Annotated in this window: 19 protein-coding genes and 1 riboswitch; of the genes, 3 read left to right on the top strand and 16 right to left on the bottom strand. The window is 68.5% G+C overall.

The window, feature by feature from the left end; genetic code table 11:
- Positions 1-79: 79 nt before the first annotated feature.
- The 4 genes from AC3A6G_RS16590 to AC3A6G_RS16575 all read right to left on the bottom strand — a co-directional run bounded on the left by AC3A6G_RS16590 (position 80) and on the right by AC3A6G_RS16575 (position 3,298).
- The gene (locus tag AC3A6G_RS16590; protein WP_487862362.1) at positions 80-1,105 is read right to left on the bottom strand and encodes a Bug family tripartite tricarboxylate transporter substrate binding protein; all 1,026 of its coding nucleotides are present in this window, start codon (positions 1,103-1,105) and stop codon (positions 80-82) included.
- A 23-nt stretch (positions 1,106-1,128) separates the two neighbouring features.
- Positions 1,129-1,521 (bottom strand): cupin domain-containing protein, encoded by a 393-nt coding sequence (locus AC3A6G_RS16585; protein WP_487862361.1) that lies wholly within the window; start codon positions 1,519-1,521, stop codon positions 1,129-1,131.
- Positions 1,518-2,285: an IclR family transcriptional regulator gene (locus AC3A6G_RS16580; RefSeq protein WP_487862360.1), complete on the bottom strand. Its 768-nt coding sequence runs from the start codon at positions 2,283-2,285 to the stop codon at positions 1,518-1,520. Before AC3A6G_RS16580 ends, AC3A6G_RS16585 begins: the two co-directional genes overlap by 4 nt.
- 92 nt (positions 2,286-2,377) lie before the next feature.
- On the bottom strand, positions 2,378-3,298 hold the full coding sequence (locus AC3A6G_RS16575) for a 2-hydroxyacid dehydrogenase (protein WP_487874080.1): 921 nt from the start codon (positions 3,296-3,298) through the stop codon (positions 2,378-2,380).
- Positions 3,299-3,375: 77 nt separating this feature from the next.
- Here AC3A6G_RS16575 and AC3A6G_RS16570 point away from each other — a divergent pair, with 77 nt between their 5' ends.
- Positions 3,376-3,690 (top strand): EthD family reductase, encoded by a 315-nt coding sequence (locus AC3A6G_RS16570; protein ID WP_487862358.1) that lies wholly within the window; start codon positions 3,376-3,378, stop codon positions 3,688-3,690.
- Position 3,691: 1 nt separating this feature from the next.
- On the opposite strand, the gene AC3A6G_RS16565 is transcribed toward AC3A6G_RS16570, so the two are convergent.
- From AC3A6G_RS16565 to AC3A6G_RS16535, 7 genes are all read right to left on the bottom strand, one after another.
- Positions 3,692-4,681, bottom strand: a complete 990-nt coding sequence (locus tag AC3A6G_RS16565; RefSeq protein WP_487874079.1) for a DUF4349 domain-containing protein — start codon at positions 4,679-4,681, stop codon at positions 3,692-3,694.
- A 70-nt stretch (positions 4,682-4,751) separates the two neighbouring features.
- A complete protein-coding gene (locus AC3A6G_RS16560; RefSeq protein WP_487874078.1) occupies positions 4,752-6,758 on the bottom strand; it encodes an acetyl/propionyl/methylcrotonyl-CoA carboxylase subunit alpha in 2,007 nt (668 codons plus the stop codon).
- The gene (locus AC3A6G_RS16555) at positions 6,733-7,422 is read right to left on the bottom strand and encodes a DUF4126 domain-containing protein (protein WP_487865616.1); all 690 of its coding nucleotides are present in this window, start codon (positions 7,420-7,422) and stop codon (positions 6,733-6,735) included. The genes AC3A6G_RS16560 and AC3A6G_RS16555 overlap by 26 nt, the downstream gene beginning before the upstream one ends.
- 10 nt (positions 7,423-7,432) lie before the next feature.
- Positions 7,433-8,227: an enoyl-CoA hydratase/isomerase family protein gene (locus tag AC3A6G_RS16550; RefSeq protein WP_487874077.1), complete on the bottom strand. Its 795-nt coding sequence runs from the start codon at positions 8,225-8,227 to the stop codon at positions 7,433-7,435.
- 1 nt (position 8,228) lies between these two features.
- Positions 8,229-9,848 (bottom strand): carboxyl transferase domain-containing protein, encoded by a 1,620-nt coding sequence (locus AC3A6G_RS16545; protein WP_487874076.1) that lies wholly within the window; start codon positions 9,846-9,848, stop codon positions 8,229-8,231.
- An 82-nt stretch (positions 9,849-9,930) separates the two neighbouring features.
- The gene (locus tag AC3A6G_RS16540; protein WP_487874075.1) at positions 9,931-11,607 is read right to left on the bottom strand and encodes an AMP-binding protein; all 1,677 of its coding nucleotides are present in this window, start codon (positions 11,605-11,607) and stop codon (positions 9,931-9,933) included.
- Between the two features lie 45 nt (positions 11,608-11,652).
- Positions 11,653-12,825, bottom strand: coding sequence for an isovaleryl-CoA dehydrogenase (locus AC3A6G_RS16535; protein ID WP_487862351.1), 1,173 nt, complete (start codon positions 12,823-12,825; stop codon positions 11,653-11,655).
- 139 nt (positions 12,826-12,964) lie between these two features.
- Here AC3A6G_RS16535 and AC3A6G_RS16530 point away from each other — a divergent pair, with 139 nt between their 5' ends.
- On the top strand, positions 12,965-13,996 hold the full coding sequence (locus AC3A6G_RS16530; RefSeq protein ID WP_487874074.1) for an AraC family transcriptional regulator: 1,032 nt from the start codon (positions 12,965-12,967) through the stop codon (positions 13,994-13,996).
- 9 nt (positions 13,997-14,005) lie between these two features.
- Here AC3A6G_RS16530 and AC3A6G_RS16525 read toward each other — a convergent pair whose 3' ends face one another.
- The 4 genes from AC3A6G_RS16525 to AC3A6G_RS16510 form a co-directional block, all read right to left on the bottom strand.
- Positions 14,006-14,338, bottom strand: coding sequence for a thioredoxin family protein (locus AC3A6G_RS16525; RefSeq protein ID WP_487862349.1), 333 nt, complete (start codon positions 14,336-14,338; stop codon positions 14,006-14,008).
- A 75-nt stretch (positions 14,339-14,413) separates the two neighbouring features.
- Positions 14,414-15,106, bottom strand: coding sequence for an HAD family hydrolase (locus AC3A6G_RS16520; RefSeq protein WP_487874073.1), 693 nt, complete (start codon positions 15,104-15,106; stop codon positions 14,414-14,416).
- A gap of 104 nt (positions 15,107-15,210) precedes the next feature.
- Positions 15,211-17,100 carry a phosphomethylpyrimidine synthase ThiC gene (gene thiC / locus AC3A6G_RS16515; protein WP_487874072.1) on the bottom strand — a complete coding sequence of 630 codons (1,890 nt, stop codon included), beginning with the start codon at positions 17,098-17,100 and terminating at the stop codon, positions 15,211-15,213.
- A 93-nt stretch (positions 17,101-17,193) separates the two neighbouring features.
- Positions 17,194-17,298: riboswitch (TPP riboswitch) on the bottom strand.
- A 26-nt stretch (positions 17,299-17,324) separates the two neighbouring features.
- On the bottom strand, positions 17,325-17,759 hold the full coding sequence (locus AC3A6G_RS16510) for a YchJ family protein (protein ID WP_487862346.1): 435 nt from the start codon (positions 17,757-17,759) through the stop codon (positions 17,325-17,327).
- A 117-nt stretch (positions 17,760-17,876) separates the two neighbouring features.
- Between AC3A6G_RS16510 and AC3A6G_RS16505 the strand changes: the two genes are divergently transcribed.
- Entirely contained in the window at positions 17,877-18,608 is a 732-nt protein-coding gene (locus AC3A6G_RS16505; protein WP_487874071.1) for a helix-turn-helix transcriptional regulator, read from the top strand.
- A 20-nt stretch (positions 18,609-18,628) separates the two neighbouring features.
- On the opposite strand, the gene iaaH is transcribed toward AC3A6G_RS16505, so the two are convergent.
- Positions 18,629-20,143, bottom strand: coding sequence for an indoleacetamide hydrolase (iaaH, locus tag AC3A6G_RS16500; protein ID WP_487874070.1), 1,515 nt, complete (start codon positions 20,141-20,143; stop codon positions 18,629-18,631).
- Positions 20,144-20,223: the final 80 nt, after the last annotated feature.

Raw genomic sequence — 20,223 nt, 5'->3', positions numbered from 1 at the left:
GCAGGGCGCGCGATGGATGCGCCGCTGGCCCCCACCCCTGCCCTCCCCCGGAGGGGGAGGGAGAAATACGATGGCGTGCTCATTCGGGTTGAATGCCCGCGGCCTCGATCAGCTTCTTCCACTTGGTCAGTTCGGACACTGTGAAGGCGCCCAGCGCTTCCGGCGTGCTGCCGAACGCATCGAAGCCCAGCTTGCTCACGCGCTCGCGAAACACCGGGCCGTTCGCCATCTCCGCGAGCGCCTTGTTGAGCTTCAGCACGATGTCCTTCGGCGTGCCCGCGGGCGCGAAGACGCCGTTCCACGAGGTGATGTCGAAGCCCTTGAGCTCGGGCGTGTCGGCCAGCGGCGGCAGCTCGGGAAAGAGCTGGGTGCGCTCCTGCGTGGTGACCGCGATCGCGCGCATCCGGCCGGCCTTGACCGTCGCGAGCCCCGCGGCGAGGTCGACCACCATCATCGACACCTGCCCGCCGATCAGGTCGGCGATGGCGGGCGGCGTGCTCTTGTAAGGCACGTGGAGCATCGGCACGCCGCTCATGCGCGACAGCGTGGCGCCGCTCACGATGCCCGTGCTGTTGCCGCTCGCATAGGTCAGCTTGCCGGGGTTCGCGCGGCCCCAGGCCAGCAGCTCGGCCACGCTCTTCACGGGCAGGTCGTTGTTGACCACCAGCATGAACGGCAGGTTGCCCATGCGGCTCACGGGCGCGAAGTCCTTCACCGGGTCGTAGGGCAGCGACTTCATGAGGCTCGGGTTGGCCGAGTGCGTGGTGTTGGTGGTCATGAACAGCGTGTAGCCGTCGGGCGGCGCCTTCGCCACGAACTCGGCCGCGATCACGCCGCTGGCGCCCGCCTTGTTGTCGACGATGACCGAGCCCTTGAGCGCCTCGCCGAGCATCTGCGCGGTGATGCGCGCCACCGCATCGGTGCCGCTGCCGGCCGCGAACGGCACGATGAGCTTGATCGGCTGCTTGGGGTAGCCCTCTTGCGCAAAGGCCCAGGGCGCCGCGCCTGCCAGGCCCGCCGCGGCGCCGATGGAAATGAAACGGCGGCGGCTGGCCACCGCGACCGTCCGTTGGGATTCTGTCGCGTTCTTCTTCGTCGTCTGCATGGGGTTGTCTCCGGTTGGGGTTGTCAGGGCCGGATCACGCGCTCCGGCGATTCTTCGTAGGGCGGGCTGTAGATCACCAGCACGCGCACGGGCTCGTCGCTCACCACCGTGAAGGTGTGCATCGCATCGGCCGGAAAGAAGCAGCAGTCGCCCGGCTGCAGTTCCTGCCGCTGGCCGCCGACCTCGGCGACGGCCCGGCCTTCGAGCATGTAGCAGACCTGCTCGATGCCGGGGTGCGCATGCGGCAGCGCGCCCTTGCCGTTCTGGATGTGGCCGACCAGCACCTCGAGCTGCTTCGCGCCCACGGTCTCGGGGCCGATCAGGCGCTTGTTGAGCGTGCCGACGTGGTTGGCGGGGTGGTAGCCGGCAATCTCTTGTTCTCGCACGAAGTAGCGGGGCGTGGGCTTGTCGGTCATCGGGGGCTTTCGGTCGGGTTCGGGGTCTGCGTCTGGGGTTCGAGCGACAGGCAGGCCGCGCGCAGCATCGCGGCGATCTCCTCGAGGCGCGGCTCGACGCGGTAGCGCGGGCCGGCGATCGAGATCGCATACGCCTCGCCGCCCAGGCGCAGTGGCCATGCGAGGCCGGCGAGGTCGGGGATGCTTTCGCCCAGGTTGCCGTACCAGCCGCGCGCAGCGCCGCGCACGAGCTCCTGCTCGATGGCCTCGGGCGTGGTCAGCGTGGCCTCGGTGAGCGGCGCGAGCGGGCTGGCCGCGAGCAGTGTGCGGCGCGCCTCGGGCGCCAGCGTGGACAGCAGCGCGCGCCCCATCGAATTGGCATAGGCAGGCCGGGTTTCGCCCGACTCGGCGGTGTAGCGGATGCGCTGCGGCGCGCTCAGCACCTCGAGGTAGATCACGGTGCCGGGCTCGCGGAACTTGCCGAGCAGCACGGTCTCGCGCGCACTGTCGCGCAGCTCCTCGAGCGTGGCGCGCACGCGGTCGAGCACGGGATCGTGCGCCGCGATCACCTGTGCCATCGCGAGCAGCCGGCCGGTCGGGTAATAGCCCTGGCGGCGGCCGGTCTCGTACATGTAGCCCTGCGCCTCGAGCGTGCGGATCAGGCCGAGGCAGCTCGACACCGGCATCTCGAGCAGACGCGCCATTTCCGAGAGCGCGAGCGGCTGCTTCTCGCGCGCGAAGAGCTCGACGATCTCGATCACGCGGAAGGCAGTCTTCACAGTCATGAAAATATTTTCACATACATGAAGAAAAATGCGCCCTGGGGATTCCCCTGCCTTCGGCGCCACCCGCGGCCCCGGCCTCGGCCGGGTGAAGGTCAGTACCCGCGCGTCGGGTCGACCACGCCCGTGATGGACTGGCCTTGTTCCATCGCGCGGATCTTCCCGGCGATCTGGGTGATCGATTCCTCGCGCAGCGTGCGCGCCGAGCCGTGCGGCGTCACGGTGATCTTCGGATGGCGCCAGAACGCATGGTCGGCGGGCAGCGGCTCGACCTGGAACACGTCGAGCGTCGCGCCCGCGAGTTTGCCGCTGTCGAGCAGCGGGATCAGGTCGCCCTCGACCAGGTGGGCGCCGCGCGCGATGCTGATCAGGTAGCCCTCGGGCCGGAGGCGGCCGAGCGTGTCGCGGTTGAGGATGCCGCGCGTGGCATCGGTCAGCGGCAGCAGGTTGACCAGCACGCGCGTGGACGCGAGGAATTCGTCGAACTGCGCCTCGCCGCTGAACACCTTCACGCCGTCGATCGCCTTGGGCGAGCGGCTCCAGCCCAGCACCGGAAACTCGAAGTGCGCCACCGCCTTCGCCACGCGCTCGCCGAGCACGCCCAGGCCCATGATGCCGACCGGAAAGTCGCGCCGAAGCTTCGGCTTGCGGTAGCTCCAGCGGCCTTCGCGCGCATCGGCCTCGTAGACGTCGAACTCGCGAAAGTGGCGGATCAGCGTGTGGCAGACGTACTCGGCCATCTGCACCGACATCCCCGCGTCGTCGAGCCGCACGATACGCGTGTGGGCGGGCACCTCGAGCTTGAGCAACGCATCGACGCCGGCGCCGATGTTGAACAGGCCGCGCAATTGCGGCTGCTCGTCGAGCAGCTGCTGCGGCGGGGCCCAGACCACGGCATGGTCGGCCTGCGGCGCGCCGGGCTTCCAGGCTTCGATCTGCGCGCCGGGCAGTTCGGCTCGCAGGCCTTCGATCCAGGGTTCGGGGCGGTTGTCGGTGAGGGAGACGATGATTTTCATGGAACGGATCTTAGTGAGGGCGCTGACGCGACGTGGGCGGTTGGCTATGCTCGGCGCAACATCCACCAGGAGACCCCATGATCAAAGTCAGCGTGATGTATCCCTACACCGAAGGCGCACGGTTCGACCATGCCTACTACCGCGACAAGCACATGCCTCTGTTGAAAGAGCGCATGGGCGATGCGTGCCTCTCGTACACCATCGACAAGGGTCTCGGCGGCGGCGCGCCGGGCTCGCCGCCGGCCTACGTCGGCATGTGCCACGTGTTCTGCGAGTCGGCCGAGGCGTTCCAGGCGGCGTTCGGCCCGCACGCCAAGGAAATCCGGGCCGACATCCAGAACTACACCGACATCACACCGGTGATGCAGGTCAGCGAAGTCGTGGTGGGCTGAGTCAGTTCGAGCGCGCGCGGCGGCTGCGGCGGCGCCACAGCACGCGCGCGAGCCACGCCACCGGCAGCACCACGATCACCAGCCATGGCAGCGCCGCCGCCACGAAGGTGATCAGCGCGCCGACGCTTTCGGCCAGCACCGCACCCGCGTTGCGCAGCGCCTCCCTCATCGGGCTGTAGCCATCGTCGCCGCCCGCCACCAGCACGCGCTTCGGCGTGAACTGGATCTGGATGTGCTGCTTGCTGGTCTGCTGCGCCAGCACCTTGCGCTGCGTGGCGGTGGCGTCGAGTTCGGCCTGCGTGTTCGACAGCGTGCGCTGGATCGCCAGCAGGTCGGCCATGGTGCGCTTGGTGACGGTATCGCCCAGCATCGCGCGCAGGCTGTCGCGAAACTCGGTGCGGTTCTTGATGCGGGCTTCGACGTCGATCACCTCGGCGGTCTTGTCCTCGCTGGTGGTGGTGTGCGAGACCACGCTCGCGACGCCAGCCAGGCCGCCGAGCAGCTTGTCGACCTCGGCGGGCGCGACGCGCACTTCGAGCATGGCGCTGCCGGGCTGCCGCGGCGTTTCGCGCAGCAGCGAGGCCGAGAGCAGCTCACACTGCAGCGTGCCGCAGAGATCGCGCATCTTTTCAAAGGCCGCCGCGAGCTGGTCGGGCGGCACCTCGACGACGAGCTCCTGCCGCACCGCGAGGAAGCGCTGCAGCGGCGCATCCTGCTGCACGTCCTGCCGCATGTTCGACGACGCGCTGGATTCCGCGGCCGGCTGCATGCGCTGTGCCTTCATCGCCATGCCGCCGGCCGGGGCCGGGGCCATGGCCGGCGGTGCGACCGGCTCGCTGCTGTGGTTGTTGGCGTCCCTGTCGCGGCCGCAGCCGGCCAGCGACAGCGCGGCGGCCAGTGCGAGCAGCAGGCCGCCCGCGCGCAGGCGTTCGGCAAGAAGGCGGTCAGCGAGAAGGCGGGGGAAGCCCGAAGGCAGGCGAGAGGCGGTCATGGCGTTCCTTGAGTGATGACGACCTCGGCTGATACGCGCCGGCGCCCGCAGCGGGGTTAAAAACTTTTCTTCAGGCCGCCGCGGTCGCCATCCGCAGCAGTTCGTCGCCCTCGCCCACCTGCTCGCCCGGCGCGAACAGCAGTTCTTGCACCGTGCCGTCGGCCGGCGCGGCGATGGTGTGCTCCATCTTCATGGCTTCCATCACTGCCAGCGGCTGGCCGCGGCTGACCTTGTCGCCGGCCTTCACCGCGAACGACACGACCTTGCCCGGCATCGGCGCGGTGAGCCGGCCGCCTTCGGCCTGTGTGTCACCGGCATGCGCGAGGCGATCGACGGCAGTGATCTTCGTGGCGCCCTTCGCTGCGAAGACATGCGCCGTCGCGTCGTCGAGGTAGACGTTCACCGTCTGCCGGTTGCCCGCGAAGTCGAGTTCGAACTCGCCCGAAGGAAAACGCCCGACGGTCAGCGGGCCCGCGACACCGCCGACTTCGAGCCAGAGGCTGCCGTCGTGCCGGAACGTGAGCAAGGCGGTCTGCGCCTCGCCGCGGAACTCGACATCGAAGCGGCGCGTGTAGGCGCCCAGTGCACGCCAGCCGTCGCGGCGCGCAAACGGGTCGGACGCGCCGGCCGCGGCGCCCTCGGCCACCAGCGTGCGCGTGATCGCCGCGGCAGCCGCGAGCGGCAGGCCCAGCGGCTCGCGGTCGAACAGCACGGCGCGCTCGCGCTCGATCAGCGCCGTGTCGAGGTTGGCCTTGGCGAACGAGTCGGTCGCGAGCACGCCGCGCAGGAACTGCACGTTGGTCGCGACGCCGACGATGTGCACCTGCGCCAGCGCCGCATCGAGCCGCGCGAGCGCCTCGCCGCGCGTGGCGCCGTGCACGATCAGCTTGGCGATCATCGAGTCGTAGTAGGGCGAGATCTCGCCGCCCTCGCGCACGCCGTCGTCGATGCGCACGCGGCTGCGTTGGAACGCCGTGGCCTGCGGCTTGCGATAGACGCGCAGCGTGCCGGTCGCGGGCAGGAAGTTGTTGTCGGGGTTCTCGGCGCAGATGCGGGCCTCGATCGCGTGGCCGTGGATCTGCAACTCCGCTTGCTGCGCCGGCAGCAGCTCGCCCGACGCCACGCGCAACTGCCATTCGACGAGATCGAGGCCGGTGATGGCTTCGGTGACGGGATGCTCCACCTGAAGCCGCGTGTTCATCTCCATGAAGAAGAAATTCATTTCGCCGCCATCGCGCTGCTCCACGATGAACTCCACCGTGCCCGCGCCGACGTAGTTCACCGCGCGCGCCGCAGCCACGGCCGCCTCGCCCATCTGCTTGCGCATCGCCTCGGTCATGCCGGGCGCGGGCGCTTCCTCGAGCACCTTCTGGTGGCGCCGCTGCACCGAGCAGTCGCGCTCGAACAGGTAGACGTAGTTGCCGTGCGCATCGCCGAACACCTGGATCTCGATGTGGCGCGGGCGCTGCACGTATTTCTCGATCAGCACCGCATCGTCGCCGAAGCTGTTGATCGCCTCGCGCTTGCACGAGGCGAGCGCGGCCTCGAAGTCGGCCGCCTTGTCGACCGCGCGCATGCCCTTGCCGCCGCCGCCCGCGCTGGCCTTGATGAGCACCGGATAGCCGATGCGGTCGGCCTCGCGCTGCAGCAGCGCCGGGTCCTGGTCATGGCCGTGGTAGCCGGGCACCAGCGGCACGCCGGCCTTTTCCATCAGCTGCTTCGACTCGGCCTTGAGCCCCATCGCCTTGATGGCCGAGGGCGGCGGGCCGATGAAGACCAGTCCCGCGTCGGCGCAGGCCTGGGCGAACTCCTCGTTCTCGCTCAGGAAGCCGTAGCCCGGATGCACCGCCTCGGCGCCCGTGGCCTTGGCGGCCTCGAGGATCTTCTGCCAGCGCAGGTAGCTGTCCTTGGGCGCGCTGCCGCCGAGGTGCACCGACTCGTCGCAGGCGCGCACATGGTTCGCGTGCGCATCGGCGTCGGAATACACGGCGACGGTGCGGATGGCCATGCGGCGCGCGGTGGCAGCCACCCGGCAGGCGATCTCGCCACGGTTAGCGATGAGGATTTTCTTGAACATTCGAGGCGTCTCCCGGAGGATTCTTTTTCAGTTGGAACGCGGGCACGACGCCCGGATCGGATCGGCCGCTGAAGATGCGGGCCACGCGGCTGAACAGCGCCCGGAGGAAGCGCCAGCTTTTGCGGATGAGCCACACGCTCGCGACCAGCACCAGCACGAACAGCACGAGGAACACGAACGGGTGCGCCACCGCCAGCCACAGCCCCGCGGGCACCATCGTGTCTTCGACCAGCGAGGCGCCCACGTTCGAGAACGGCTCGGGCGAGGTGTTGATCGCGGCGCGCGTGGTGGCCTTGGCCGCATGCGCGGTCGCAGCGAAGCCGCCGCCGAGCAGTGCCGCGACGATCGCCATCACGCCATGGTCGGCGCCGAACACGCTGGCCGCGAGCGCTGCGCCGGCCGGGATGCGGATCGCGGTGTGCACCATGTCCCAGAGCGAATCGAGCCCCGGGATCTTGTCGGCGAAGAACTCGATGAAGACCATGAAGCCGCTCGCCGCGATGACGACCGGATGCGCGAGCATTTGCAGCCCGCCCGGCAGCGGCACCCAGCCGAAATAGCCGACGAGGCCCGTCAGCAGCACCACGAGGTAGAGGCGCACGCCGCTGGCCCAGCCGATGGCGGCGGCCAGTGCGAGCAGCTGGGGCATGTCGAGCGCGGTCATGCGTGCGCGCTCAGCGGCCCAGCCACGAAGGCTTGCGTTTCTGCAGGAAGGCCTGCACGCCCTCGCGGCCTTCGTCGCTGGCGCGGATGTCGGCGATGCCCTCGACCGTCTTCGCGACCAGCGCGTCGTCGATCTGGCGGCCGTCCACGTCGGCGATCAGCTGCTTGCAGGCACGCACCGCAGCGGGGCTCACGCCGGTGAGCGCCTTCAGCAGTTCGTCGACCTTGGCATCGAGCGCCTCGGCCGCGACCACCTCGTGCACGAAGCCGATGCGGTGCGCCTCGGCCGCGCCGAAGCGCTCGGCCGTGAGGAAGTAGCGCTGCGAAGCCCGCGTGCCCATCGCGCGCAGCACGTACGGGCTGATGGTCGCGGGCACGAGGCCGATCTTCACTTCGCTGAGGCAGTACCAGGCGCTGTCGACGCTCACGGCCATGTCGCACGCGGCCACCAGGCCCATGCCGCCCGCATACACGTCGCCCTGCACCCGCGCGATGGTGGGCTTGGGGCATTCGGCGATGGTGCGCAGCATGGCGGCGAGCTTGCCAGCGTCGGCAATGTTCTCGTCGCGCGTGTAGTCGGCCATGCGGCGCATCCAGTGCAGGTTGGCGCCCGCGCAGAAGGCCGGGCCGTTGGCGCCGAGCACGATGGCCCTGACCTGCGGCGCGGCGCCGGCTTCGGTGAAGGCCTGCGTGAGCTCGGCGATCACCGTGTCGTCGAAGGCATTGCGCGCGTCGGGCTGGTCGAGCCAGATGCGCGCGACCGGGCCGTCGCCGGATTCGAGCTTGAGCTTGGTGAAGGTGGTCATGTCACATCCGGAAGATGCCGAAGCGGGGTTCGGGAATGGGCGCATGGCGCGCAGCGGCAAGGCCGAGCGCGAGCACGCGGCGCGTGTCGGCCGGATCGATGATGCCGTCGTCCCAGAGCCGCGCGCTGGCGTAATAGGGATGGCCCTGGTCTTCGTACTGCTGGCGGATCGGCGCCTTGAAGGCTTCTTCCTCTTCCTTGCTCCAGCTGCCGCCCTTCAGTTCGATGCCGTCGCGCTTGACCGTGGCCAGCACGCTCGCGGCCTGCTCGCCGCCCATCACGCTGATGCGCGCGTTGGGCCACATCCAGAGGAAGCGCGGGCTGTAGGCCCGGCCGCACATGCCGTAGTTGCCGGCACCGAAGCTGCCGCCGATGATGATGGTGAACTTGGGCACGTTGGCGGTGGCCACGGCGGTCACCATCTTGGCGCCGTGCCGTGCGATGCCTTCGTTCTCGTACTTGCGCCCGACCATGAAGCCCGTGATGTTCTGCAGGAACACCAGCGGGATCTTGCGGTGGCAGCACAACTCGATGAAGTGCGCACCCTTCTGCGCCGATTCGCTGAACAGGATGCCGTTGTTCGCGACGATGCCGACCGGCATGCCTTCGATCTCGGCAAAGCCGCAGACCAGCGTGGCGCCGAATCGGGCCTTGAACTCGTGGAACTCGCTGCCGTCGACGATGCGCGCAATGATCTCGCGCACGTCGAAGGGCTTGCGCGTGTCGGTGGGGATCACGCCGTAGAGTTCCTCGCGCGGGAACAGGGGTGCGCGCACCTCGTCGGCCGCCGGGGCGGCGCGTTGTTCTTCGCCCCGCTGCGCATTGAGGTTCGCCACCGCCGAGCGCGCAAGCGCGAGCGCATGCAGGTCGTTCTGCGCCAGGTGGTCGACCACGCCCGACAGGCGGGTGTGCACGTCGCCGCCGCCGAGGTCTTCGGCCGTCACGACCTCGCCCGTGGCCGCCTTCACGAGCGGCGGGCCGCCGAGAAAGATGGTGCCCTGGTTCTTGACGATGATCGACTCGTCGCTCATGGCCGGCACATAGGCGCCGCCGGCCGTGCACGAGCCCATGACGACCGCGATCTGCGGGATGCCCTGGGCGCTCATGTTGGCCTGGTTGTAGAAGATGCGGCCGAAGTGGTCGCGGTCGGGAAACACCTCGTCCTGGTTCGGCAGGTTGGCGCCGCCCGAGTCGACGAGGTAGATGCACGGCAGGCGGTTCTGCTCGGCGATCTCCTGTGCGCGCAGGTGCTTCTTGACCGTCATCGGGTAGTAGGTGCCGCCCTTCACGGTGGCGTCGTTGCACACCACCATGCAGTCGACACCGTTGACGCGGCCGATGCCCGCGATCAGGCCGGCGCCGGGCGCGTCGCCCTTGTACATGCCGTGCGCGGCGAGCGGCGAGATCTCGAGGAAAGGCGTGCCCGGGTCGAGCAGCTCGGCCACGCGGTCGCGCGGCAGCAGCTTGCCGCGTGCGGTGTGCTTGGCGCGCGCGGCCTCGCCGCCGCCCTGCTCTACCGTGGCGAACTGCGCGCGAAGGTCGTCGACCAGCGCTCGCATGGCGGCGGCATTGGTCTGGAAGTCCGCGGAGCGGGCGTTGAGTTTGGTTTCGATCTTGCTCATTGGGCCCCTTTGTTCGGCACTGTCGTGTCCTCACTTCCCCCCAAGGGGGAGCGAGCTTGCTTGAAGCGGTTCTGCGCGGCGCTCATGCTGTCTTTTCTTGTTCGAGGCCGAGCTGTTCGGCCATCGCTTCGCGGATCTTGAATTTCTGGATCTTGCCGGTCACGGTCATTGGGAACGCTTCGACGAAGCGGATGTACTTCGGCACCTTGTAATGCGCGATCTGGCCTTTGCAGAAATCGCGCACCTCGGCCTCTTCGAGCATCTGGCCGGGCTTGGGAATGATCCAGGCGCAGAGCTCCTCGCCGTACTTGCGATCGGGCAGGCCGACCACCTGCACGTCCTGGACCTTCGGATGGCGGTAGAGAAACTCTTCGATCTCGCGCGGATAGATGTTCTCACCGCCGCGGATCACCATGTCCTTGATGCGCCCGACGATGTTGACGTAGCCCTCGGCGTCCATGGTGGCGAGGTCGCCGGTGTGCATCCAGCGCTCGGCATCGATGGCCTCGCGCGTCTTGGGCTCGTCGTCCCAGTAGCCATGCATCACGAGGTAGCCGCGCGTGCACAGCTCGCCCGACTGCCCGGGCGCGACGATGGCGCCGGTCTCGGGATCGACGATCTTCACCTCGACGTGCGGCTGCACCGTGCCGACCGTGGACACGCGCCGGTCGAGCGGCGTGTCGGTGCTGCTCTGGCAGCTCACGGGGCTGGTCTCGGTCATGCCATAGGCGATGGTGATCTCGCCGAGGTGCATCTCGTTGACCACGCGCTTCATCACCTCGGTCGGGCACGGCGAGCCGGCCATGATGCCGGTGCGCAGCGTGGACAGGTCGAACTCCTTGAAGCGCGGATGGTCTAGTTCGGCGATGAACATCGTGGGCACGCCGTGCAGCCCGGTGCACTTCTCGGCCTCCACGGTCTCGAGCACGGTGAGCGGATCGAAGCCGTCGTTCGGGTACACGATGGCCGCGCCATGCGTGAGGCAGGCCAGGTTGCCGAGCACCATGCCGAAGCAGTGGTACAGCGGCACCGGAATGCACAACCGGTCGGCCGGCGTGAGCTTCATGCACTCGCCGATGAAGAAGCCGTTGTTGAGGATGTTGCGGTGCGTCAGCGTCGCGCCCTTGGGAAAGCCCGTCGTGCCGCTGGTGAACTGGATGTTGATCGGGTCGGTCGCCTTCAGCGTCTTCTGGACCTGCTGCACCTTCGCATCGGCCGCATCGCCGCTCGCGAGCAGCGCGCTGAAGCGCTGCATGCCGGACTCGTCGGGGGCATCCTTGCCGTCGATCCAGAAGGTGTGCGCAAGCTGCGGCAGGCGTTCGGGTCCGACTTCGCGCAGCATCGCCAGGTAGTCGCTGGTCTTGAAGCGGGCCATGGTCACCAGCGCCTTGCAGCCGACCTTGTTGAGTGCGTATTCGAGCTCGGCGGTGCGGTAGGCCGGGTTGATGTTGACGAGGACAAGGCCGACCTTGGCGGTGGCGATCTGCATCAGCACCCACGGCCCATTGTTGTGCGACCAGATGCCGACGCGGTCGCCGGGTGCCAGGCCGAGTTTCAGCAGCGCGCTCGCGAGGCGGTTGGCTTCGGCCTGCAGTTCGCGGTAGGTGAAGCGCAGGCCTTCATGGCGACTGACCAGGGCTTCGCGCTCGGGTTGCTTCTCGACCATGCCGTCGAAGAAATCGCCGAGGGTCTGTTCGATCAGCGGGACGTCGGTGGCGCCCTTGGCGTAGCTCTTGTCCAACGCAGAAGTCATGTCCATGTCCTTTGGGATGGGCGCCCCCGGAAGGGGAGGGAGAAAACCCGCTCAGGCGGTTTCCGAGAACAGCTCGCGCCCGATCAGCATGCGCCGGATCTCGCTCGTGCCCGCACCGATCTCGTACAGCTTGGCATCGCGCCAGAGCCGCTCGACCGGAAAGTCCTTCGTGTAGCCCACGCCGCCCAGCGCCTGGATCGCCTCGCCGGCCATCCAGGTCGCCTTCTCGGCCGAATAGAGGATCGCGCCGGCCGCGTCCTTGCGGAAGGTGCGGGCGTGGTCATTGCGGTCGCAGGCCTTGCCCACCGCGTAGACGTAGGCGCGCGTGGCCTGCCAGGTCGAGTACATGTCGGCCAGCTTGCCCTGCATGAGCTGGAACTCGCCGATGCTCTGGCCGAACTGCTTGCGCTCGTGCACGAAGGGCAGCACCGCGTCCATGCAGGCGGCCATGATCCCGAGCGGGCCGCCCGAGAGCACCGCGCGCTCGTAGTCGAGGCCGCTCATCAGCACCTTGGCGCCCTGGCCTTCGCCGCCGAGCACGTTCTCCTCGGGCACTTCGCAGTTGTCGAAGAACAGCGGATAGGTGTTGGAGCCGCGCATGCCGAGCTTGTCGAGCTTGGTGCCGGCCGAGAAGCCCTTGAAGCCCTTCTCGACGATGAAGGCCGTCATGCCGCGCGCGCCCATCTCGGGCTCGGTCTTGGCGTAGATGACCAGCGTGTCGGCGTCGCCGCCGTTGGTGATCCACATCTTGCCGCCGTTGAGCACGTAGTGGCCGTTCTTCTTCTCGGCCTTGAGCTTCATGCTGACCACGTCGGAGCCGGCGTTCGGCTCGCTCATGGCCAGCGCGCCCACGTGTTCGCCGCTCACCAGCTTGGGCAGGTATTTCTTCTTTTGCGCGTCGCTGCCGTTGCGGTGGATCTGGTTCACGCACAGGTTGGAGTGCGCGCCGTACGAAAGCCCCACCGACGCCGAGGCGCGAGAGACCTCTTCCATCGCGACGATGTGCGCGAGGTAGCCGAGCTCGGTGCCGCCGAACTCTTCCTTCACCGTCATGCCGTGCAGGCCGAGGTCGCCGAGCTTCTTCCAGAGGTCGTGCGGGAACAGGTTGTCGCTGTCGATGTCGGCCGCGCGCGGCGCGATTTCATGGGCCGCGAAGTCCTGGATGGCGCTGCGCAGCGAGTCGATGGTCTCGCCCAGGTCGAAGTTCAGGCCGGGATCGTGCATGTGTCTTGTCTCCTCTGAGGGGTCGGCGCGCAGGCGGTCCCACGCGGATTGGCGCTTGGAACCACGCAGCTTACGCCTGGCCGCGCCGCAATTGGCGCCACAATGGTTGCAAAATGCGCCACGCCGCGCCTGCCATCCGATGTCGTCTCCTGCCTTTCTCAGACCCGCCCGCGCCGTCACGCCAATGGCCTTCGTGCGAGCCATCGTGCGCGGCTACCAGCGCTATGGCGCCGATCCGTCGGAGGCGCTGCGCTCGGCACAGATCACGCCGCGCGAACTGGCCCGGCCCGACGCCCGGGTCACGGCCGCGCAGTTCGAGGTGCTGTCGGATCACGCCATGCAGGAACTCGACGACGAAGCGCTCGGCTGGTTCTCGCGCCGGCTGCCCTGGGGCAGTTACGGCATGCTGTGCCGCGCCTCGCTGACCGCGCCCGACCTGGGCGTGGCGATCAAGCGCTGGTGCCGCCACCACCACCTGCTGACCGACGACATCGGCCTGTCGCTCGAGATGGCGGGCGGTGTCGCCACGCTGCGCGTGGCCGAACGCCGCGCGCTCGACGACGCATTCCGCGAGTTCTGCCTGGTGACGAGCCTGCGCTTCATGCACGGCTACATGTGCTGGGCCATCGACTCGCGCATCTCGCTGCGCCAGGCCAGCTTTCCGTTCGCGGCGCCGGCACACCGCGATGCCTATGCGTCGATGTTCACGCCCGACACGCGCTTCGACGCGGCCTGCGCGAGCATCGCGTTCGACGAGCGCTACCTCGCCCTGCCCTTGCAGCGGGACGAGCGCGCGTTGCGCACCATGCTCAAGCGGGCGCTGCCCCTCACGATCCTGCAGTACCGGCGCGACCGGCTGCTGGGCCAGCGCGTGCGCGAACTGCTGCGCTCGCACGCCGGCGAAGCCACCACCGCCGAGGGGCTGTCCGCATGGCTCAATGTGTCGAGCCGCACGCTGCACCGGCAGTTGCACGAGGAAGGCACCTCGCTCCAGGCGCTGAAGAACGAGGTGCGCCACGAGATGGCCGTGGACCTGCTGCGCCGCACGGCGCGCCCCATCAAGCAGGTGGCGCTGGCGGTGGGCTTTCGCAACGAGAAGAGCTTCGCGCGCGCCTTCCTGCAATGGACCGGGCAGGCGCCGAGCGATTTCCGCCAGCAGGTGAAGAAGTAGAAGTAGCGCTCAGGCGGCCGCAGGTGCGTCGATGCGCGCCAGCGCCGCGGCGATGGAAGCGCTGTCCTCGGGGCGCACGAGCTTGGCGACTTCCTTGCCGTCGCGCATGAACACCAGCGTGGGCCAGAGGCGCACGCCGAACGAGCGGCCGAGCGGCCGCCCGCTGCCGTCCTCGACCTTGATGCGGCGGATGTGCGGGTACTGGGCAAAGGCCTCGGCGATGTTCGGCTGCGCGGCCTTGCAGATGCCGCACCAGTTGGTGCCGAACTCGACCACGGCGGGGCCTTCGAGGGCATCGATCTCGGCGCGCTCGGGCTGCGCCGTCTGGTATTCGGAAGTCATCGGGGTCTGGCTCCTTGTGAACATGCTCGTTGCCATTGCAGCAGAAAGCGCGCGGGCCTGTTCGCCGCAGGGGTTTCAGCCCTGCTGCATGCCGTGCGCCGCGAGCAATGCGGGCAGTTCGCGCATGTCGCTGAACACCTGCAGCGCACCGACGCTGCGCAGTGCCTCGGGTCCGCTGTGGCCTGATTCGCCGGTGCTGTAGCCGAACACCGTGGCGCCTGCGGCCACGCCGGCGGCGGCGCCCGTCACGGTGTCTTCGACCACCGCGCAGCGCTTCGGATCGACGCCCAGCGCTGCCGCTGCTGCGAGGTACACGTCGGGATGCGGCTTGGAGCGCGGCATCTCGTGGCCGCTGAAGATGCGGCCCTCGAAGAACTCGATCAGGCCCGTCTTGGCCAGCTGCAGCTCGACCTTGTGGCGATCCGCGCCCGAGGCGCAGGCGATGCGCCCGTCTAGCGTGGCGTGGATCTTGCGGATCGCGTCGAGCGCATGGGGAATGGCCTCGAGGTCGCGTTCGAGCGCTTCGTTGCGGCGGCCGCGGAAGGTCTTGAGCCAGTCCTCGGTGATCCGCACGCCGGTCTTCGATTCGATGAGCGCGGCCTCGTCCTTCACGGCCTTGCCGGTGAAGGCGTTCATCGCCTCTTCGGTGCTGAGATGCCAGCCGAGCTCGCCGAGCATTTCGGCGAGCACGCGGTTGGTGATGGGCTCGGAGTCGACGAGTACACCGTCGCAGTCGAAGAGGACTGCGGCGAAGGGGAAGGTGGGCATTGAGGTGTCTTTTTGGGGATCTTGGGCTTTGGGGATAGTAGCAACGCGTGAGCTAGGTTTGTTTTCCGGAGCCGGGTTTCGCCCCGGCCCCGAACCCAAAAGAATCAGGAAGAAGACACAGCCCGAATCGGTATGTACATCTCCCCACCCCCCGCCACGAACTCCCGCGACTTCTCGGCCATGCCGGCCGAAGCCGCTTCCGCCTCGGCCACCCCCTTCTTCGCCGCGTACTCCCGCACCTCCTGCGTGATCTTCATCGAGCAGAACTTCGGCCCGCACATCGAACAGAAGTGCGCCACCTTGCTCGAATCCTTCGGCAGCGTCTCGTCGTGGAATTCACGCGCGGTGTCGGGGTCGAGCCCGAGGTTGAACTGGTCCTGCCAACGGAATTCGAAGCGCGCCTTGCTCAGAGCATCGTCGCGCGAGCGCGCGCCGGGATGCCCCTTCGCCACATCGGCCGCGTGCGCGGCGATCTTGTACGCAATGATCCCCTGCTTCACGTCGTCGCGGTCCGGCAGGCCGAGGTGCTCCTTCGGCGTCACGTAGCAGAGCATCGCGGTGCCGGCCCAGCCGATCATCGCGGCGCCGATCGCGCTGGAGATGTGGTCGTAGCCTGGCGCGATGTCGATCGTCAGCGGCCCGAGCGTGTAGAACGGCGCCTCGTGGCAGTGCTTGAGCTGCTCGTCCATGTTGGCCTGGATCATGTGCATCGGCACATGGCCCGGCCCTTCGATCATGGTCTGCACGTCGTGCTTCCAGGCGATCTGCGTGAGCTCTCCGAGCGTGCGCAGTTCGGCGAACTGCGCCTCGTCATTGGCGTCGGCACCCGAGCCGGGGCGCAGGCCGTCGCCGAGCGAGAAGCTCACGTCGTAAGCCTTCATGATGTCGCAGATGTCTTCGAAGTGCGTGTAGAGGAAGCTCTCCTTGTGGTGCGCGATGCACCACTTGGCCATGATCGAGCCACCGCGCGAGACGATGCCGGTCATGCGGTCGGCCGTCAGGTGGATGAACGCCAGGCGCAGGCCGGCGTGGATGGTGAAGTAGTCCACGCCCTGCTCGGCCTGCTCGATCAGCGTGTCGCGGTAGATCTCCCAGGTCAGGTCCTCGGCCACGCCACCGACCTTCTCGAGCGCCTGGTAGATCGGCACGGTGCCGATCGGCACGGGGCTGTTGCGCACGATCCAGTCGCGCGTGGTGTGGATGTTCCTGCCGGTCGACAGGTCCATCACGTTGTCGGCGCCCCAGCGGATGGCCCAGACGAGCTTTTCCACTTCTTCCTCGATGCTCGAGGTGACGGCCGAGTTGCCGATGTTGGCGTTGATCTTGACCTTGAAGTTGCGGCCGATGGCCATCGGCTCGACTTCGGGGTGGTTGATGTTCGCGGGAATGATCGCGCGGCCGCGCGCCACTTCGTCGCGCACGAACTCGGGCGTGATGATGCGCGGAATCTGCGCACCCATCGGGTTGCCGGCCACGCGCCTCGCACGCTCCTCGTTGGCGAGGTACTCGGCCATCCACTCGCGCTTGCCGTTCTCGCGCAGCGCCACGTACTCCATCTCGGGCGTGACGATGCCGCGGCGCGCATAGTGCATCTGCGTCACGTTGGCGCCCGACTTGGCGCGGCGCGGCGTGCGCTGCAATGCCGAGGCGCCGGCGCGCAGTTCGGCCAGGCGCTGGGCATCGCGGTCTTCGTTCTTGGCGCCGTCGTCGAGCGCATGGTGCATGCGGCCTTCGTAGCTTTCGGTGTCGTTGCGTTCGACGATCCATGCGCCGCGCACGTCGGGCAGGCCGCGGCGCACGTCGATCTCGACCTTCGGGTCGGTGTACGGACCCGAGGTGTCGTAGAGCGAGACCGTCTCGCCGTTGGTGAGCAGAACGTCACGCACAGGCACGGCGAGGTCGGGCCGGCTGCCGGGAATGACGCACTTGTGCGATGCGGGGAACGGCTCGCGCGTCAGCGACAGCAGCGAGGTGAACTTATCGGGGGCATTCATCGATCGGGCACTCCTTGTGGAAAGACAGGGTGCTCCGCAATCGCTCGGTGGCCTTCGGCAGATGCCCGCCACAAGATGGTGTGGCGGACCGAAGTCAGGGAGTGCAGCTCTTCTTACGCCGGTATGACCCGGATCAAGTTCGCGGGTCGGCAGCTTGCCATCTCAGCACGCCACATGCGTGCACCCCGGAGCGGTGCCTATTGTGCGGGCCGTCGCACGGGGCGTCAACCGGCAGGCTGCTGCAGGTCGCCGTCGAGGTAGTACCAGCGCTCGCCCTCGCGCACGAAGCGGCTGCGCTCGTGCAGGCGCGTGGCGGCACCGCTGGAAGCGCTGCGCTGGCGCGCGACGAATTCGACTTCGGCATGGTCGGCGTCGAGCACCGAGCGCGAACGCACATCGAGCCCCAGCCATTTCACGCCCGGCTCGAAGTCGATCGACGCCGGCCGCTTCGTCGGATGCCAGGTGGCGAGCAGGTAGGGGGCGCGCTCCAGCACGAAGGCGGTATAGCGCGAGCGCATCAGCGACTCGGCGTCGGGCGCGGGCGTGTGCTCGAAGTCGTCGACGTAGCGACCGCAGCACATCGTGTAGCCGATGGGCTTGTCGCGGCGGTCGGTGCGGCCGCAGGGGCAGGGTCCGGAGGTGGGATCGGTGGCGCTCATGGAGACCGCTATTGGAACATTTCCGCGCGGCGCCCCCCGCGGCGCGCCGGATGGGTGCATCCACCGTTGGCGCGGCGCTTGCTACAAGCTAGGCTTCCGGCACGAGGAGATGATGCGATGTACCTCACGGCCTCCGAGCACAAAGCGCTGCGCGGCGTCTTCACGCTGTTGGCAGAAGACCGCGGCGAGCGCGAGATCCGCGAGCGCCTTGGCTGGGCGCTGCTCGACCTGCTGCGGGCCGACCAGTTCGCCTCGTACGTCTGGCACGCCGAGCACGGCAGCTTCGGCGAGCGCGTGGCCCTCAACATGGACCCGGCCAACCTCGACCGCTATGCCGAATGGCACCAGCACCACGACCCGATCACCTTCGTGCTGCAGTCGCGGCGGCGAGCGACGCGCGTGACCGAAGTGATGCCGCAGCGCGCGCTGATGCGCACGCCGTTCTTCGGCGACTTCCTCGCGCGCGACGGCCTGCACTGGGGCATGAACCTTCATGCGTTCGAAGGCGTGCATGCGTTGGGCGACCTGCGCATCTGGCGCCGCAAGGGCCGCAGCGACTTCGGCGACCACGAGAAGGCACTGCTCGACCTGGTGGAGCCGGCATTCGCCGGCGCGCTCAGGCGCGCGCAGCAGCATCGCGCGCCGGCCGCATCGCTGCTGAGTGCGCGCGAGCAGCAGGTGGCCGACGCGGTGCGGCAGGGCCTGACCGACAAGGAGATCGCGCGGCGCATGGGCGTGGGCGTGCCGACGGTGCGGACCTACCTGCGCCGCACCTTCGACAAGCTCGGCATCGAACGGCGCTCGGCGCTGGCGGCACGCATGGGCGCGGAAGCACCGGCCACGCGCTGAATGAGCCGCCCCCTGCCGCGCTACTTCGGCGCGGCGATGCGCCCGAGCACGGCTTCCACCGCGAGCCCCAGCGCCAGCAACCGGCGATCGCTGCCGGCGGGGCCGTCGAACTCCAGCCCGATCGGCAACCCGCTCGCCGCGCCGATCCCCGATGGCAGTTGCAGGCCCGGAATGCCGGCATTGCTCCCCGGGTCGGTGTTCTGGATCAGCGCGCCGAAGTTCTCGGGACTGCTCGACTCCGGCCCGGCCGCGAGCGCCACGCGCGGCACGGTGGCGAACACCAGCGCATCGAGGCGGTGCGTCGCGAAGGTGTCGCGATAGAGCTTCTGCAGCGCCGGCCGCGCGACCTTCATGGCGTTGTCGTAGGCCGGCTTCGCATCGATCACGCCATTCGGCGCGGGCAGCTTGCGCGGCACGACGAAGGTTTCGAAGGTGCCCTTGACGTCGGCGCTCGCAATGCCGGCGACCAAGTGCGTCATGTCGACGCCGGTGCGGTACTTCGCAAGATAGGCCACCATGTCGTCGTGCGCCTCGTAGAGCGCCAGCGGAAAGCCGATGGCGCCGTTGAGTTCCATGAGCTTCGGCATCTCCACCTCGACCAGCGTTGCGCCGGCTTCGCGCAACTTGGCGAGTGCCGCGTCGGTGGCCGCGCGCGTGTCGGCGTCGAGGTTCTCGTGGAAGGCCGGCACCACGCCGAGCCGCACGCGCTTCAGGTCGACCGGGCGGACCGCCGCACCACCGGCGATCACACGGTCGAGCAGCACGAGGTCGGCCACCGACGCGGCCATCGGCCCTGCGGTGTCCCGGGTGTGCGAAATGGGCGCGATGCCCTGCTGCGGATAGCGCCCGATGCTCGGCCGCAATGCGGCGCAGCCGTTGAACGCGCACGGGATGCGCACCGAGCCGCCGGTGTCGGTGCCCAGTGCGGCCGTCACGATGCGCGCGCCCAGCGCCGCGCCATTGCCGGACGACGAACCGCCCGCGATGCGGCTTGCGTCGTAGGCATTGCGCACGCCCACCTCAGGCCCGCTCTGGAACGCCGGATTCCATCCCGTCACGCCGAAGGCCAGCTCGTGCATGCTCGTCTTGCCGAGGATCACGGCGCCGGCAGCGCGCAGCTTCGCGACCACCGGCGCATCGGCGGCGGGCACGAAACCCTTCAGCGCGGGCGTGCCGGCCGTGGCGGGCAGGCCCTGCACCTGGATGTTGTCCTTGATGACCACGGGCAGCCCGGCCAGCGGCTTGCACGCAGCGCCGCCACGCTGGCGCTGGCGTTGCTGCGCATCGGCGGCGCGCGCAGCCTTCAGCGCGCCCGCTTCGTCGAGCGTGACGAAGGCATTCAGCTCCGGTCGGGCCTTGGCGCGCGCGAGCGAAGCCGTCACCAGTTGCTCGCTGGAGAGCGTGCCGGCGCAAAGCTGCCGGACCGCTTCGCTGGCGGTCAGCGCGGCGATGTCGCCGGCTGCAGGCTGCGCGGCTGCGGCGGCGCTGCACAAGAGAAGGGAAAGGGAAACGGCTTTCTTGGACGACTTTGGCACGACAGAACCTCCGATGAAGAGGCCGCCATGCTGCACCGGCGCCGCGGTGCTGTCTGTCGTCGAAACCGATGACAGGCAGC

It is taken from the genome of Variovorax sp. Soil_C_26 (assembly GCF_057657075.1).
The sequence above is the reverse complement of the archived record's forward strand: the minus strand, read 5'-3'. Positions and strand labels throughout refer to the sequence as shown.